Source organism: Bacillus sp. GW821-FHT01G09, from assembly GCF_059422205.1.
The window spans coordinates 532,746-546,735 of the sequence record NZ_JBWKWL010000001.1; the positions used below are offsets into that span (position 1 = coordinate 532,746).

Annotated in this window: 16 protein-coding genes; 8 read left to right on the forward strand and 8 right to left on the reverse strand. The window is 40.0% G+C overall.

The features are described 5' to 3' along the window. Positions 1-54: 54 nt before the first annotated feature. Both alsR and AC07VD_RS02610 read left to right on the forward strand, forming a co-directional pair. Positions 55-963, forward strand: a complete 909-nt coding sequence (gene alsR, locus AC07VD_RS02605) for an acetoin biosynthesis transcriptional regulator AlsR (protein ID WP_003227859.1) — start codon at positions 55-57, stop codon at positions 961-963. A 210-nt stretch (positions 964-1,173) separates the two neighbouring features. Continuing rightward, complete coding sequence (locus AC07VD_RS02610) at positions 1,174-2,502, forward strand: arsenic transporter (RefSeq protein ID WP_124059275.1); 1,329 nt, start codon at positions 1,174-1,176, stop codon at positions 2,500-2,502. Between the two features lie 56 nt (positions 2,503-2,558). Here the strand turns inward: AC07VD_RS02610 and AC07VD_RS02615 are convergent, their stop codons facing one another. The 3 genes from AC07VD_RS02615 to cotH form a co-directional block, all read right to left on the reverse strand. Then, positions 2,559-3,236: a DUF2642 domain-containing protein gene (locus AC07VD_RS02615; protein ID WP_342819438.1), complete on the reverse strand. Its 678-nt coding sequence runs from the start codon at positions 3,234-3,236 to the stop codon at positions 2,559-2,561. Positions 3,237-3,295: 59 nt separating this feature from the next. Continuing rightward, positions 3,296-4,585: a spore coat protein CotH gene (locus tag AC07VD_RS02620; RefSeq protein WP_342819437.1), complete on the reverse strand. Its 1,290-nt coding sequence runs from the start codon at positions 4,583-4,585 to the stop codon at positions 3,296-3,298. A 128-nt stretch (positions 4,586-4,713) separates the two neighbouring features. Then, positions 4,714-5,802: a spore coat protein CotH gene (gene cotH, locus AC07VD_RS02625; RefSeq protein ID WP_014478176.1), complete on the reverse strand. Its 1,089-nt coding sequence runs from the start codon at positions 5,800-5,802 to the stop codon at positions 4,714-4,716. 141 nt (positions 5,803-5,943) lie between these two features. Here cotH and AC07VD_RS02630 point away from each other — a divergent pair, with 141 nt between their 5' ends. The 3 genes from AC07VD_RS02630 to AC07VD_RS02640 all read left to right on the forward strand — a co-directional run bounded on the left by AC07VD_RS02630 (position 5,944) and on the right by AC07VD_RS02640 (position 7,834). Then, positions 5,944-6,531: a CotG/ExsB N-terminal domain-containing protein gene (locus tag AC07VD_RS02630; protein ID WP_080009846.1), complete on the forward strand. Its 588-nt coding sequence runs from the start codon at positions 5,944-5,946 to the stop codon at positions 6,529-6,531. A gap of 173 nt (positions 6,532-6,704) precedes the next feature. Next, positions 6,705-7,322 (forward strand): flavin reductase family protein, encoded by a 618-nt coding sequence (locus AC07VD_RS02635; protein WP_014481120.1) that lies wholly within the window; start codon positions 6,705-6,707, stop codon positions 7,320-7,322. Between the two features lie 176 nt (positions 7,323-7,498). Continuing rightward, positions 7,499-7,834, forward strand: coding sequence for a DUF4181 domain-containing protein (locus tag AC07VD_RS02640; protein ID WP_014481121.1), 336 nt, complete (start codon positions 7,499-7,501; stop codon positions 7,832-7,834). Between the two features lie 4 nt (positions 7,835-7,838). On the opposite strand, the gene ggt is transcribed toward AC07VD_RS02640, so the two are convergent. Next, complete coding sequence (ggt, locus tag AC07VD_RS02645) at positions 7,839-9,416, reverse strand: gamma-glutamyltransferase (RefSeq protein WP_342819436.1); 1,578 nt, start codon at positions 9,414-9,416, stop codon at positions 7,839-7,841. A gap of 213 nt (positions 9,417-9,629) precedes the next feature. Between ggt and chrS the strand changes: the two genes are divergently transcribed. From chrS to chrA, 3 genes are read left to right on the forward strand one after another with little or no spacing between them, the layout of a single operon-like run. After that, entirely contained in the window at positions 9,630-10,106 is a 477-nt protein-coding gene (gene chrS / locus AC07VD_RS02650; RefSeq protein WP_174222751.1) for a chromate efflux transcriptional regulator ChrS, read from the forward strand. 13 nt (positions 10,107-10,119) lie between these two features. After that, the gene (chrB, locus tag AC07VD_RS02655; RefSeq protein ID WP_130572931.1) at positions 10,120-10,713 is read left to right on the forward strand and encodes a chromate efflux transporter subunit ChrB; all 594 of its coding nucleotides are present in this window, start codon (positions 10,120-10,122) and stop codon (positions 10,711-10,713) included. After that, positions 10,710-11,246 (forward strand): chromate resistance efflux protein ChrA, encoded by a 537-nt coding sequence (chrA, locus tag AC07VD_RS02660; RefSeq protein ID WP_014665634.1) that lies wholly within the window; start codon positions 10,710-10,712, stop codon positions 11,244-11,246. The genes chrB and chrA overlap by 4 nt, the downstream gene beginning before the upstream one ends. A gap of 132 nt (positions 11,247-11,378) precedes the next feature. On the opposite strand, the gene AC07VD_RS02665 is transcribed toward chrA, so the two are convergent. The 4 genes from AC07VD_RS02665 to AC07VD_RS02680 all read right to left on the reverse strand — a co-directional run bounded on the left by AC07VD_RS02665 (position 11,379) and on the right by AC07VD_RS02680 (position 13,890). Next, complete coding sequence (locus AC07VD_RS02665; RefSeq protein WP_485919856.1) at positions 11,379-12,095, reverse strand: endonuclease V; 717 nt, start codon at positions 12,093-12,095, stop codon at positions 11,379-11,381. Between the two features lie 109 nt (positions 12,096-12,204). Beyond that, the gene (locus AC07VD_RS02670; RefSeq protein WP_124059284.1) at positions 12,205-12,855 is read right to left on the reverse strand and encodes a hypothetical protein; all 651 of its coding nucleotides are present in this window, start codon (positions 12,853-12,855) and stop codon (positions 12,205-12,207) included. Between the two features lie 76 nt (positions 12,856-12,931). Continuing rightward, the gene (locus AC07VD_RS02675; protein WP_124059286.1) at positions 12,932-13,483 is read right to left on the reverse strand and encodes a hypothetical protein; all 552 of its coding nucleotides are present in this window, start codon (positions 13,481-13,483) and stop codon (positions 12,932-12,934) included. Positions 13,484-13,518: 35 nt separating this feature from the next. Continuing rightward, complete coding sequence (locus tag AC07VD_RS02680; RefSeq protein ID WP_124059288.1) at positions 13,519-13,890, reverse strand: hypothetical protein; 372 nt, start codon at positions 13,888-13,890, stop codon at positions 13,519-13,521. Positions 13,891-13,990: the final 100 nt, after the last annotated feature.

Here is a 13,990-nt window from a genome sequence, read left to right on the forward strand (position 1 = left end):
TTATGATTAATATGTAATACGAATTATTAACCTATGGAAAGGAATGCATATTGAATGGAGCTTCGCCATCTTCAATACTTTATCGCAGTAGCCGAAGAGCTTCATTTCGGAAAGGCTGCCCGGCGGCTGAACATGACGCAGCCTCCTCTCAGCCAGCAGATCAAACAGCTGGAGGAAGAAGTCGGAGTTACGCTTCTGAAAAGGACAAAACGATTTGTCGAGCTTACCGCAGCAGGAGAAATCTTTTTAAATCATTGCCGCATGGCATTGATGCAAATCGGACAAGGAATTGAACTGGCACAGCGGACGGCCCGCGGCGAGCAAGGCCTTCTCGTAATCGGTTTTGTCGGATCAGCTACATATGAATTTCTGCCGCCGATTGTCCGGGAATATCGTAAAAAATTCCCATCTGTGAAAATAGAACTGCGTGAAATATCCTCGTCTAGGCAGCAGGAGGAGCTACTAAAGGGCAACATTGATATTGGTATACTTCATCCTCCCTTACAGCATACAGCTTTACATATCGAAACCGCCCAAAGCAGCCCTTGTGTTTTAGCTTTGCCTAAGCAACACCCATTGACTTCTAAGGAATCAATTACGATTGAGGATTTAAGAGATGAACCAATTATTACTGTTGCTAAAGAAGCATGGCCTACGCTATACATGGATTTTATTCAGTTCTGTGAACAAGCGGGCTTCAGACCCAACATTGTCCAGGAAGCCACAGAATATCAAATGGTGATTGGTTTAGTCAGTGCCGGAATTGGTATGACATTTGTTCCTTCCTCAGCCAAAAAACTATTTAATTTGGATGTTACTTATCGAAAAATGGACCAAATACAGCTTAATGCAGAATGGGTTATCGCTTACCGCAAAGACAATCATAATCCGCTTATAAAGCATTTTATTCATATTTCAAATTGTCAGCAGACAAGAACTAAAGAGAGTGATGCAGGTACATGAACGATACTTGCAATCTCTTTTTTCTTTTGGGTTTCTTATGGAAATTTTATTAATTTAATATAATCGCTTAGTACAACTTTATATCAGTATACGTATACATACAGTACAAATAGTTGGCAAGGACATTAGTAAGCGCAGGACATTAGTTTGATTTTAAAAATGAAAGATAGAGAGGTGAAGTAAATTATTGAGTTCACCGGCATATTCACATTGCTCGCTTTTTTCGTAACAATGATTTTTATTTTCTGGAGACCAAAAGGACTAAATGAAGCTATCCCCGCCACATTTGGCGCTTTAATGGTTTTATTGTGCGGAAGTGTGTCATTGGCAGACTTAGGGGAAATCGGAACAAAAGTCACGGGTGCATCGGTTACAATCCTTGCCACTATGATTATGGCCATTGCACTGGAAAGCTTTGGTTTCTTTTATTGGGTGGCTGCAAAACTGCTCCAACAAGCCAAGGGTTCAGGCATCAAGCTTTTTTGGCTAACCAATTTGCTCTGCTTTCTCATGACCATTTTCCTGAATAATGATGGGAGCATTTTGATCACAACTCCAATCCTTTTGCTTGTACTAAAATATTTAGGTTTAAAAAAACATCAAAAAGCCCCATATTTATTAAGCGGTGTTTTAATAGCCACAGCCTCTAGCGCACCGATTGGCGTAAGTAATATTGTTAATTTAATTTCTCTCAAAATCATTGGAATGGATCTATATCTTCACACTGCCATGATGTTTGTCCCTAGTATGATGGGACTCATTTTTATGACTTGTCTACTGTTTATGTTCTTTTATAAACGTCTTCCCAAGAACCTGCCAGATATACCGAGCCATTTTCAGTCTCTGCGGCATAGAAGGTACCATCCTCTTCATTCGCCATCAGCTCCTTTACCAGAACGAAATCAAACAAAAATTATGTTGTTTGTGCTTGCATTTGTTTTTCTCGTCAGAATGAGTCTATTTGCAGCATCATATACCGGTATTTCTGTTCCTCTAGTCGCTGTCATCGGATCTTTTATCCTGTTGAGCTGGAGATGGATTTATTTCAAAACCTCCCCAAGAGACTTGTTATATAAATCGCCTTGGCACATTTTTATATTCGCTTTTACTATGTATGTCTTAATTTATGGTCTGCATAATATTGGATTCACTGAGTTACTTGTGAATTATTTTGAACCTGTGGTTTCTGGAAGCCTCGCCCACGCAACTTTCGCATCAGGTATCTCTACTTCAGTTTTTTCTAATCTCTTTAACAACCATCCAGCGTTAATGATCAGTACTTTTACCTTAACTGAAATGACCCTGAATCCTTCAACAACAAAAATCATCTACTTGGCAAATATTATCGGCAGTGATATCGGTTCATTATTATTACCTATGGGAACCTTAGCAACGCTTATTTGGATGCATATATTAAAACAGCATGATGAAAGTATTTCATGGGGCGAATATATAAAAACGACCATTATCATCATTCCGCTGACTGTTCTTTTTACGTTAACATGTTTATATTTTTGGATCAGTTGGTTATTTCTTTAGCACAGTATGAAACGAAAAACTGCCTTCTGCTATTCAAGAGGGCAGTTTTGTATACACTAGGGAAGATGCATTGTCTTTAGATGATTTAACTTCCAAATGACTGGCTCTCCACTTGCGTTAATAAGCTCAATGATATTATTAGAGACATCCTTTAATAGACCAACTTTTTCTGGCACCTCTCCCATATCAAATATGACCAATTCACCAATATTTTTTTTGATCTGCTCCTCAAAATTACGCACAAGAGGAACTTTGGAAGGCACGACAGGCAATTGTGAGTTGTCAAGAGTATACGGTGTTTGTTCAGTTGAATAAGGGGTAAACCATTTTAAATGATGCATAGATATAAAAAGTATTTTAAATACGGGTGAGAAAAATACAATATAATCGTTTAAAACATTTGTAACATACCCATGGATCGATCGACCCCCAGTTACATAAACTTCAATAAACTGGCCTTTGACCTTGTTTAATGTATTTCTATATGAAAAAGCTTGAGTTTCTGCCTCTATCATTGGATCTTCCGGATTGATCAAAAATGGATTCTCAGTACTGGTCACTATTTTCGCCTTGTTCATTTGATGAAGATGCAACAAGGGAATATAAAGATAATTGCAGCCATCAAAAATAACAAAAATATCCTGTCCGATATCTATAAGGGTGCCGACAAACCTTGTATCTCCTGAAATGACAACCTCAACATCTGTGTTAAGAAATTGATTCAAACCTTTCACGATTCTCCTCCTTTAACTGAAAAAGGGCATCACTTAATCTGATGCTCCTCCATTATCTATTAATATTTACGTTTCCAGTGATAGTCTATCGTTCTGACAATCGTTTCATAGCTATAATCTTCCTTTTGTTTTCCTGAACTTTTTAAGGAACTTGAATAACCTGATGATCTTGATGATTGATAATCTGAAGATCTTGGTGATCGTTTAGATGATTTTGATGAACTCTTTGAACCTGATGAGCTGTATGATTTTGATGATTGATAATCTGATGATATTGGCGATCGTTTAGATGATTTTGATGAACTCTTTGAACCTGATGAGCTGTATGATTTTGATGATTGATGATCTGAAGATTTTGATGATCGTTTAGATGATTTTGATGAACTCTTTGAACCTGATGAGCTGTATGATTTTGATGATCGATGATCTGAAGATTTTGATGATCGTTTAGATAATTTTGATGAACTCTTTGAACCTGATGAGCTGTATGATTTTGATGACTGATAATCTGAAGATTTTAGTGATCGTTTAGATGATTTTGATGAACTTGATGAGCTATATGGCTTTGAAGAAATTAACGAACTGCTGTACACTTCTTCTTTTTGATCTGTATCATCGCTGTCTTCCTGATTTTGATGCTCATTCTTTTCATCCTCTTTTTTGTACGACCCTTTTGGGCCTAAGCTGATGCTTTTTATGTGAAAAGGATAGATGCGAAGCACCTCTTGATTTTTCACTATAGTATAATGGCCGTCGGCATTATCTACAAGGATACCCTCAATGGCTTCCGGACCTCCACGATTAATTGAAACCCATTTATGAGTCAGACTCTTAAAAACCTCGCTTAAATAATCAGCTTCCAAGACACCTGATGGCGTCTGTCCTTCTATTTTCAAATCGGGCTCATGTTTACTTATACTCTTTATGTGATGGATATTAAAATACACTACCCCATCCTCATTTGTGTTTAACGCAGCGTAATCATCTCCCAGCCAGACCAATCTTCCTTTTTTAGATTCCGGACCCCCTTGATTAAATTGAACTGATTGGTTCATTAATTGTCCGATTAAGCTATGAAAATCGTCAGCGTCGGGCATTTCCTCAGTCTCAATTGTTGTGGTGCTATTATTGGTATCCTCAGTAATACTTTTCACATGCTCTAACTGATAATAAATTATTTTTTTTTCAGCTTGTAAAGCAATATAATCTGATTTTACAGCAGCTAATTTTCCTTTTTTAGATTCCGGACCTCCACGATATACAGTAACAATTTTATCTTTCATTGAATGCAAAAAGTTATAATAAGATATTTCATCATTTGAATGATACTTCATTCTCCTCTTGCTCATTCAAGTTCCTCCTAGTCACTTATACATAGATGATAAACATATTGCATATATACGTGTCACGTTTATTTGTTGAACTAATTCAATAGCCTAATTGTCGCTTTTTCAGCAGAATACCTATTTTCACACATTCATAAAATACTTAAATTATTTTTGAGGTATTGTGAACGGTTTTTAATATACTCACAAATCACATCCGGCTCACGGTCAAAACGCTCAACATCATTCTTTTTATATGGGTCCATTAAGATAAAAGGCCTAATCCGCTCATACATCGCCATGATTTTCGGTTCCATATATTCTATCGTAAAAAGAGATTGGAGCGTTTTTTCTAACAGGCGCTTGTAGGACTTGCGAAACTCGGATTCATCCAATATCCGGGCGGTTAGTGTATTAAATCCTTGAATTCTTACATAATCGGCAGCCATCCGCTCTCCATGGATATCCCTGCCCCAGGTCGCATCATAATCCCAAGGAATCACCTCAAATAATCCGGTTTCCCCGCTTCTGTATAATGCGTAGTTGTGGACAAACCCGTCATAGTTCGAGGTGAATACAATACCGGCAAGCCAGCGCAAATACTTATCGACATCCACGTGTTTTGTCACTTCTGACTTAAACTGAGCTTTAGGGACAGTATTAATTTTAAAAATCATATCCTGTAAATAAAAATCATCTTCCACAGTCCCTGTCTTCTTTTCATATCCAAGCTCCAGCGACGTCTTCGTTTCCTTTTCCAAATCGCTCATCAGAGAAAAGTTAGCATCATCATCCACCGCGTAAAAAATCGCGCCATCAGCCAGCTTCCTTTTCGCCAAATAATATTCATCTACGGATTCAAGTTCAAGATAAACCCCTTCATTCTTCCCATTCACCTTTACAAACACAAACTCTGCCTTTGGAGACAGTGTCCCTAGCTCCGAGAAAAAATCCAGAGACAATTTGTTTCTCATCAAGGAAGGGTCTTTATACTCCGCATTTAAGTGAATCTCTCGCGCGCCGCGGAATGTTTTCGGCTGATAAAAGGAAATATGGTATGACTTCTTTTTGAAGTCTCTGATATGTGATCCCCGATAAGCGATATCGATATCCAGCCTTTTTTGATTTACCTTCATCACAGCTGGCACCGGATCATCGTCCCATATATCCTTTTTTAATTCACGCAAATCTTTTGGATGAACAAACAGCTGATAAAGCGGTAAATTGGATTGATTCTTCATCCATAATCCTCCTTACAAATTTTAGGCTTTTATTTTTATAAGATCTCAGCGGAACACTTATACACTTTTTAAAACCGCGCGTACTATGAGGGTAGTAAGGATCTTCATCCTTAACATCATTTTTAAAAGGAGGATTTCAAATTGGGCCACTATTCCCATTCTGACATCAAAGAAGCGGTGAAATCCGCAAAAAAAGAAGGTTTAAAGGATTATTTATACCAAGAGCCTCATGGAAAAAAACGCAGTCATAAAAAGTCGCACCGCACTCACAAAAAATCTCGCAGCCATAAAAAATCATACTGCTCTCACAAAAAATCTCGCAGTCACAAAAAATCATTCTGTTCTCACAAAAAATCTCGCAGCCACAAAAAATCATACTGCTCTCACAAGAAATCACGCAGCCACAAAAAATCGTACCGTTCTCACAAAAAATCTCGCAGCTATAAAAAATCTTGCCGTTCTTACAAAAAATCTCGCAGCTATAAAAAATCTTGCCGTTCTTACAAAAAATCTCGCAGCTACAAAAAGTCTTACTGTTCTCACAAGAAAAAATCTCGCAGCTATAAGAAGTCATGCCGCACACACAAAAAATCTTATCGTTCCCATAAGAAATACTACAAAAAACCGCACCATCACTGCGACGACTACAAAAGACACGATGATTATGACAGCAAAAAAGAATACTGGAAAGACGGCAATTGCTGGGTAGTCAAAAAGAAATACAAATAATCTAAGTTTTCATTGTTTCAATAGGCTGCCGGCGGAGGTACGGAAGCCTATTTTTTTATTTGCCCTGTATTAGATATATGTCATGACATAACATATGCAACCCGCATCATTTGGTTTCCTTTAAACCATTTCGTTATAATCAAGGTATCCTAACGATAAAGGCGGTTGTTGCTATGTACATATTTCAAGCTGATCAGCTTAGTGCCAAAGACACATACAAGCTATTGTCAGGTACCGTTATTCCCCGCCCCATTGCATTTGTGACAACACTTTCTTCAGAAGGAGCGGTCAATGCCGCGCCTTTCAGTTTTTATAACGTCGTCAGCTCAGATCCTCCGCTTCTCAGTATTTCTGTTAACAGGACGGAAGGACGCCAAAAAGATACAGCACGAAACGCAGTGGAGAACGGAGAATTTGTCGTTCATGTCAGTGATGAAGCCATCATTGAAGATATCAATGAAACAGCTGCAAGCTTAAGGCCGGATGAAAGCGAGCTTACACGCACCTCGCTTCATCCTGTTGAAAGCAAAGCTGTTTCAGTTCCCGGCATTAAGGAAGCCCGCGTTCGCTTTGAGTGCAAATTAGAGCGGCATATTACCTTTGACAATGATCAAGGCATCACTACAGCAGATCTGCTCATCGGAAGAGTTGTCTGCTTCCACCTAGATGAAAAGGTGTATGATGCAGAAAAGGGATATATTTTAACGGATGAATTAAAGCCTGCCTCACGATTGGCGGGAAATCACTATGCCAAGCTGGGGGAAGAATTCACACTGATTCGTCCCAGCTGAAGAGAAGGACTATTTAAATAGAAGAAACTAGTCGAAAAGACCTTATGATTACAAAATATCGCCTGTAAATAACTGAAAAAATATCAAAAAAAGAACACCCAGAGTAAGCTCGGGGTGTTCTTTTATGAAACGTTTTTCCTTTTTCTTCGTATAAAGGTAGATTAGGAGGAATTGGAATGACAAACTTTTGGATTTTAATGCTGATCGCTATTACCATCAGTCTCGCCTCTCAATTTTTTATAAAGAAAAAATACGGTATTGATAAATCCGGCTGGCGATATAAGCATGTCAGCAATACACACAAATGGATCGAAATCACTTTACTTATTTTGTTTGTGTTTTCACTCTCCTTTTTTCCAGTTGAATATTTGCTTCTTTTATTTTTTATTGTGATTGACTCAATACGAATTTTTATGGAGTGGCATTATAGACCTGAAGATAAACAGTATATGTACCACATTGTAGAGGTCTCCCTTATGTTTATGCTTTTGATTTATATTTGTACCCTATAGTTATTTAAATCCCCACAGCCGCTCCGTCTCCCCGAGGATCGGCTCCGCCTTGGAGAAAGTCTTCTTCATCAACTTTGATTGCAGCCGCTTGTCCCATCAGCGGATCATAGTCACCGACAACCTCCACGAGATGCCCGCTGTCTTTCAGTTTTTGGATTGTTTTGTCTGTGAATCTGCCCTCGACTCTGAGACCTTCGTATTCCTCTCCCCACGTTCTGCCCCATACCCAGCGCGGTTCGCTGATTGCCTGCTGTGGATGCATTCCGTAGTCCAGCATTCGGGTAATGATGGCCGTCTGGGTCTGCGGCTGGCCTTCGCCGCCTTGTGTGCCGTACAGAATTTTTGGCTTTCCGCCTTTACAGACCATAGCCGGCATCAACGTATGGAAGGTGCGCTTTCTCGGTTCAAGCGTGTTGACATGATTTTCATCCAGTGAGAAAAATGATCCGCGGTTTTGCAGTAATATGCCTGTATCACCGGCAGTGACTGCCGAGCCAAATTCAAAGTACAGGCTTTGAATGAATGACACTGCGTTGCCATCCGCATCGATTACGGCCGCATATGCCGTATCACTTCCCACCGGCCTGCTTTCTGCCGGTATTGCGAGATAGCCGATTTCTTCTGCCAATTGTTTTGCATAACGTTTGTCCAAAAGCCTTTCAAGCGGAATGTCTGCAAACGCCGGATCAGTCAGGACGGCATCCCGATCAAGAAAACTCTTTTTCAATGCCTCCACAAGCACGTGATAATACTCAAATGAACCGTGTTCGATTTGGGTGAAATCATAGTTTTCCAAAATGTTCAGTGTTAATAAACCGGTAAATCCCTGAGAATTCGGCGGCGCCTGATACACACTGTATCCTCGATAATCACTTGATACAGGCACTGCCCACTCACCCCGATGCGCTTTAAAATCATCGATTGTCATGTAACTGCCGTTATTCTGTAAATGTGAGACAATCCGCTGAGCGAGATCTCCTTCATAAAATGCGCTTCTTCCTTTTTCAGCAATCAAGTTCAGACTGTCTGCAAGCTCTTTTTGCACAAACCGCTCTCCCGGGACAGGTGCTTTGCCCCTTCTCGTGAAGATGTCAGCCGTGTAAGGCGTGGAAGCCAGCAATTCAATATTCTTTTCTGTGTGACGACACTGATCTGCTGATACAGGAAACCCATTTTGGGCATAGTCGCGTGCGGGCTCCAATACATCTGCAAGAGACAGACGCCCGTACTCCTTCAGGACCGCATCCCAGCTATCAACCATTCCCGGCACGGTAATGGCACTGTCAATTCCCCGCAGCGGAATCGCGCTTTTTCCCTTATATACATCTCTCGTTACGTTTTTTCCTGAACGGCCGCTGCCATTGTAGACTTTTACTGCCTTTGTTTCCTGGTGAAAAGTCAGCCAAAAGGAATCCCCGCCAAGTCCGGTCATATGCGGGTACACAACCGCAAGACAAGCACTCACCGCAACAGCGGCGTCAAACGCGTTGCCTCCCTTATCCAGTATGCGGTTTCCGGCTTGAGAAGCGAGGTAATGCGGACTGACGACCATTTGCTTTGTACCGATGACAGATTTATTCATCACAAGTCCCCTTTTTTAAGAAATTTTCTTCAGTATAGGGAGCCTGATTTTTCACATCTACTGATCCGGCAGAAAAACTGACGAACTTTCTTCTTTTCGCAAATAATAAGATATTTTTTCGTTCATTTCGAAAACAAATGAAAAATTATTATTTCGATACGTAACTTTTATGATAAAATGATTGCTAAAAGGCTACGAAAGCAGGTGGAGCAATTGAGTCATGAATATCAAATCCCCAACCTTGTACTTGATGAGACTGATAAACAAATTCTCACGATTTTGCATGAAGAAGGCAGAATTTCTTATACGGATCTTGGCAAAAGAGTCGATTTGTCACGGGTCGCCGTGCAGGCCCGTATCAACCAATTAATTGAAGCCGGTGTTATTGAAAAATTCACCGCTGTCATCAATCCCGCTAAAATCGGCATTCATGTTTCTGTGTTTTTCAATGTCGAGGTAGAACCGCAATTTTTAGAAGAGGTCGCTCTTAAGCTTGAGGAAGAGCATGCGGTCACCAGTCTTTATCACATGACAGGCCCGAGCAAGCTGCATATGCATGGGATCTTTGCCAACGATCAAGAAATGGAAGAATTTTTAACAAAACGGTTGTATCCATTGCGAGGCGTCGTCAGTGTTGATTGCCAGATGCTGATCAAACGATACAAAAGCCGTATGGGAATGAAGCTGTAAAGGAGAGAAACGAATGAAAAACCATCCTTATCGGGATATGACGGCCGCAATGATTCGCACCGGCATATTAGGTTTCGGCGGCGGACCTTCCGTGATTCCGCTGATCCGCCATGAAGCGGTCAATAAATATAAATGGATTGACGATGATGAATTCGGAGAAATATTAGCAATCGCTAATGCGCTTCCCGGACCGATTGCCACCAAAATGGCTGCTTATCTGGGCTTTAAGCTAAAAGGCACATTAGGTGCAATTGTGGCGACCCTCGCCCACATTCTGCCTACATGTCTTGCGATGGTGGGCTTGTTTGCGGCTGTAAATGTGTTAAGCCATTCAGCAATTGTTGCAGGTATGATTGGTGCCGTCACGCCGGTAATTGCGGTCATGCTCGGAATCATGGCGTACGAGTTTGGCCAAAAAGCGCTTAAAGGTTTCGGCTGGGTCACCGGCATCCTGTTTTTTATCATCGCTTTTATCGGCCTGCAAACTTTACAGATTAATCCCGGCCTTGTCATTATCATTTTCTTAGCGTACGGGGCGTTTCATTTTAAACTGAAAGACAAAATCACAAATAAACATTCAAAAGATAAAGGAATGTCAGCCTCATGATATCGATCTATTTATTTATGGCGTTTTTTATCGCAAACCTACTGGGATATGGCGGCGGACCTGCGTCTATCCCGCTAATGTTTGAAGAAGTTGTAAACAGATACAGCTGGCTCTCAAACGATCAATTCTCAAATATGCTCGCACTTGCGAACGCATTGCCGGGCCCGATCGCCACGAAAATCGCTGCGTATGTCGGCTACAGCGCAGGCGGGTGGCCCGGCTTCCTAATTGCCCTGATCGCAACCGTCGTACCGTCGGCGCTCGCATTGATCGTCCTGCTGCGCATCATCCAGCGCTTCCGCCAATCACCTGTCATCAAAGGCATGACGCTGTCCGTCCAGCCTGTCATCGCGGTCATGATGCTCATTCTTACCTGGCAAATCGGCGCAGACGGCATCAAAGCGATCGGCTGGATCCAATCTATTGTGATTGCGGGGATCTCCCTCCTTGCCATGACAAAATTCAAAATGCATCCGGCATTTTTGATTATCGCGGCGTTTTTATATGGGGGCCTTGTGATCCCTCATTTATAGAAAAAAGCACCTTGACAGGTGCTTTTTTATTTTGGCCCAGAAATGTCGTTTGATATATGGTTCCTCGCATTCTCACAGAATGCCTGTATATAGGAGTCAATGAAAAAACTTGCAGCTCCCGGCCAGCAAGTTTTACATGTGATTTTTTTGATAAAACGTTCGCAAAACATGAGTTTCAAGGTCAGCCAGGCGGACAGGGATCGGCAGCCTGCTTTCTTGATTGATCAAGCTCATCGTGATCTGATAGCTGCTGTCTAAATCAATATAATTACCGCAAGACAAGAAAATAGGCTTCACGTCCCGCCGCGTTCGCAGCGCCCGGCCATATACCTCGCCGTCAATGAGAATATCGGTGTATGCACCGACTTCATTTTCAGGCATCACGAAATCATAGCCTTTGATTTTGAGATAGGTTTTCGCAATCCCAATCGTCGGCTTCCCCAGAAAAAAAGCCGCATGGGTGGCAACGCCCATATGGTTGTAATGCAAATATCCGTTGCCATCAAACAAGAAGACATCCGGCTCCGTCTCCAGCTTTTTCGCCGCCTCGATGATCAAAGGCAGCTCACGAAACGCAAGAAAACCGGAAACATACGGCACGCTGATTCTCCCCATGCTATGCACTTTTTCAATGACTTCTTTTGTATCAGCGTCAATCACGATAATACTGCACACTCCGTATGGTTCTCCGTTCTGCTCCCAATAGGCGAGATCGACGCCTGCGCAGGTGTTGATGGAGTCTGGATGGATCGTGGGGGATAGGTTGATACGATTTTTAAGGGATTGTTGTGTTTGAACAAAATCCGATTCATCTTTTAGATGAAAATCGTGAATTTGATGTATTTCCATTTTACTTGTTTCCCTCTCTTCGCGCTCAATTGTCCTGCATGTCGATTCTAGCAATGACACCAAATTATATCATTGAAAAAAGCAGATAGTATAATCTGCTTTTTTATTACTATTCATTTTTCATTTCTTTCATAAAAATATAATCCAATTGTTTAATTAATTCTTTAAGTTCAGTACACATAATATCCTCTAAAGGATTTTCCCAATCTTCGTTTTTTATCAGTTCAATCCCATAGCTTCCGGCTGGATCACCTTCTGGGTACCACCCTACGTCAAGCAGCAAATTTTTTGTCTTATGAGAAATCTGCAGGAGATCTTGATTAAAGTCAAATAACCAAGCATCATCATTTGCCTCTAGCGTCTTAGGATCAGTATCTTTTAATGTAATATAATCAACAGTCCAACCAGCCGGTATCTTTAGCCTTAAAAAATTGGGAATCTGTTGGCTTAGTGGCTGCAAACCCTCTAAAACCCCGCTTCCCACACTCCAGATTTTATATTCTAACTCTTCTAATAATTGTTCTATCTCATTAAATGACTCATCTTCATAAATCTTATCTGTTTTTAAGCCAGCTACTTTGATATGGTATTGATTATTTTCATAACTTATCTTAATAAAGGCCTTACGTTCTTCATTTTGCAGTATTAGTAATTCACATTTTTCTTGAATTCTTTTTTCTGAACATAAATTGTTCAGTACTACAGACCAGCCATTGCAGATTTTTAATGGCTGCAATTGAGAAATATGGTCTCTTTCCATCCCGCTTCTCCTTGCACTCCATATTGTTATACTCTCTATAAAAAAACATGCCGATGACAACACGGCAAGTTTTTAACTATAGCAATTCTAATACATCAGTAAACAAGGCATCTCCTAATGTTAATCTCCTGTTGAAAGGCTGTATATGCGGCAATTCACTCCACTCATACACAGTATCGTAGTAATCATATAAATAACTGAGTTCAATAAACCCTTTCTCTTGCATTATTTTATTAATATAGTTCGTTCCCTGAATGAATTCTAAAGATTCAGCGGTGCCTACAATATCATAAACGCCATCGATTAAATCGTGTCTTAGGGAATAACTATAATCTAATACATAAACAGGAACCAATTTAGATACTTTCATATTGATTTGCTGTTCTAAATGAAATCCATTTTCCCCAGAAAGATCTTGCAAGTGGATATTGATTTCTCCTGAAGGATTGTTTAAATCTCTAACTTCAATTTTTTTCAAACCTTTTATTTGATTAAATTCATCAGGTACTTTTATTTTCTCTGCGCATTTGTTCTTGTACCATTCGTCTAATTCCCTATTCACAAATAGACGATGAAGCAACTCACCAATTTCAGGGTATTCATTAATAAACCTGATTCCGTGTTCCATAAATAGTAACCATTCCATCCATTAATCAAGAATCATTAAACTTCATTCCACCAAGTAGTTGTTACTTGTTTTAAATGATATTCAATATATAAAATCACTTTTTTATAGTCATCTGATGAAAATTCTTTAATAGGATCTTCCCAATCATTATCTTTGACTAGTAAAACCAGATAATTACCTTCAGGAGAAATGTCAGGAACCCAGCCTAAATCAAGCATTATTGAGGATTGTTCATGATAAAGCTGCAACAAACTGTCTGTGAACATAAACCAGGAATCATCATTCGGTTCTAAAGTTCTTGGATCTATTTCAACAAAATGATTATAATTTACTTTCCAACCTTGTGTTATTCTTAAGGGATGTATATTAGCTTTTGGAACATCTAATTTAATATGTTTTCTTACCATGAGAACCTCTGTCAGTAACTATTAATTTCCTAAACTTTATTTTTTATAAGGTTCAATGCTATAAATTCCGGTTCAATCTCCTGGGTGCACCCCAATTTAA

Bases quoted from the DNA above. Each gene is read 5' to 3' on its own strand.
- AC07VD_RS02670 (WP_124059284.1), bottom strand. From the start codon at position 12,855: ATGGAAAGAGACCATATTTCTCAATTGCAGCCATTAAAAATCTGCAAT.
- AC07VD_RS02665 (WP_485919856.1), bottom strand. From the start codon at position 12,095: ATGGAAATACATCAAATTCACGATTTTCATCTAAAAGATGAATCGGAT.
- AC07VD_RS02675 (WP_124059286.1), bottom strand. From the start codon at position 13,483: ATGGAACACGGAATCAGGTTTATTAATGAATACCCTGAAATTGGTGAG.
- ggt (WP_342819436.1), bottom strand. From the start codon at position 9,416: ATGAATAAATCTGTCATCGGTACAAAGCAAATGGTCGTCAGTCCGCAT.
- AC07VD_RS02680 (WP_124059288.1), bottom strand. From the start codon at position 13,890: ATGGTAAGAAAACATATTAAATTAGATGTTCCAAAAGCTAATATACAT.
- AC07VD_RS02635 (WP_014481120.1), top strand. From the start codon at position 6,705: ATGTACATATTTCAAGCTGATCAGCTTAGTGCCAAAGACACATACAAG.
- chrB (WP_130572931.1), top strand. From the start codon at position 10,120: ATGAAAAACCATCCTTATCGGGATATGACGGCCGCAATGATTCGCACC.
- AC07VD_RS02640 (WP_014481121.1), top strand. From the start codon at position 7,499: ATGACAAACTTTTGGATTTTAATGCTGATCGCTATTACCATCAGTCTC.
- AC07VD_RS02620 (WP_342819437.1), bottom strand. From the start codon at position 4,585: ATGAGCAAGAGGAGAATGAAGTATCATTCAAATGATGAAATATCTTAT.
- chrA (WP_014665634.1), top strand. From the start codon at position 10,710: ATGATATCGATCTATTTATTTATGGCGTTTTTTATCGCAAACCTACTG.
- alsR (WP_003227859.1), top strand. From the start codon at position 55: ATGGAGCTTCGCCATCTTCAATACTTTATCGCAGTAGCCGAAGAGCTT.
- cotH (WP_014478176.1), bottom strand. From the start codon at position 5,802: ATGAAGAATCAATCCAATTTACCGCTTTATCAGCTGTTTGTTCATCCA.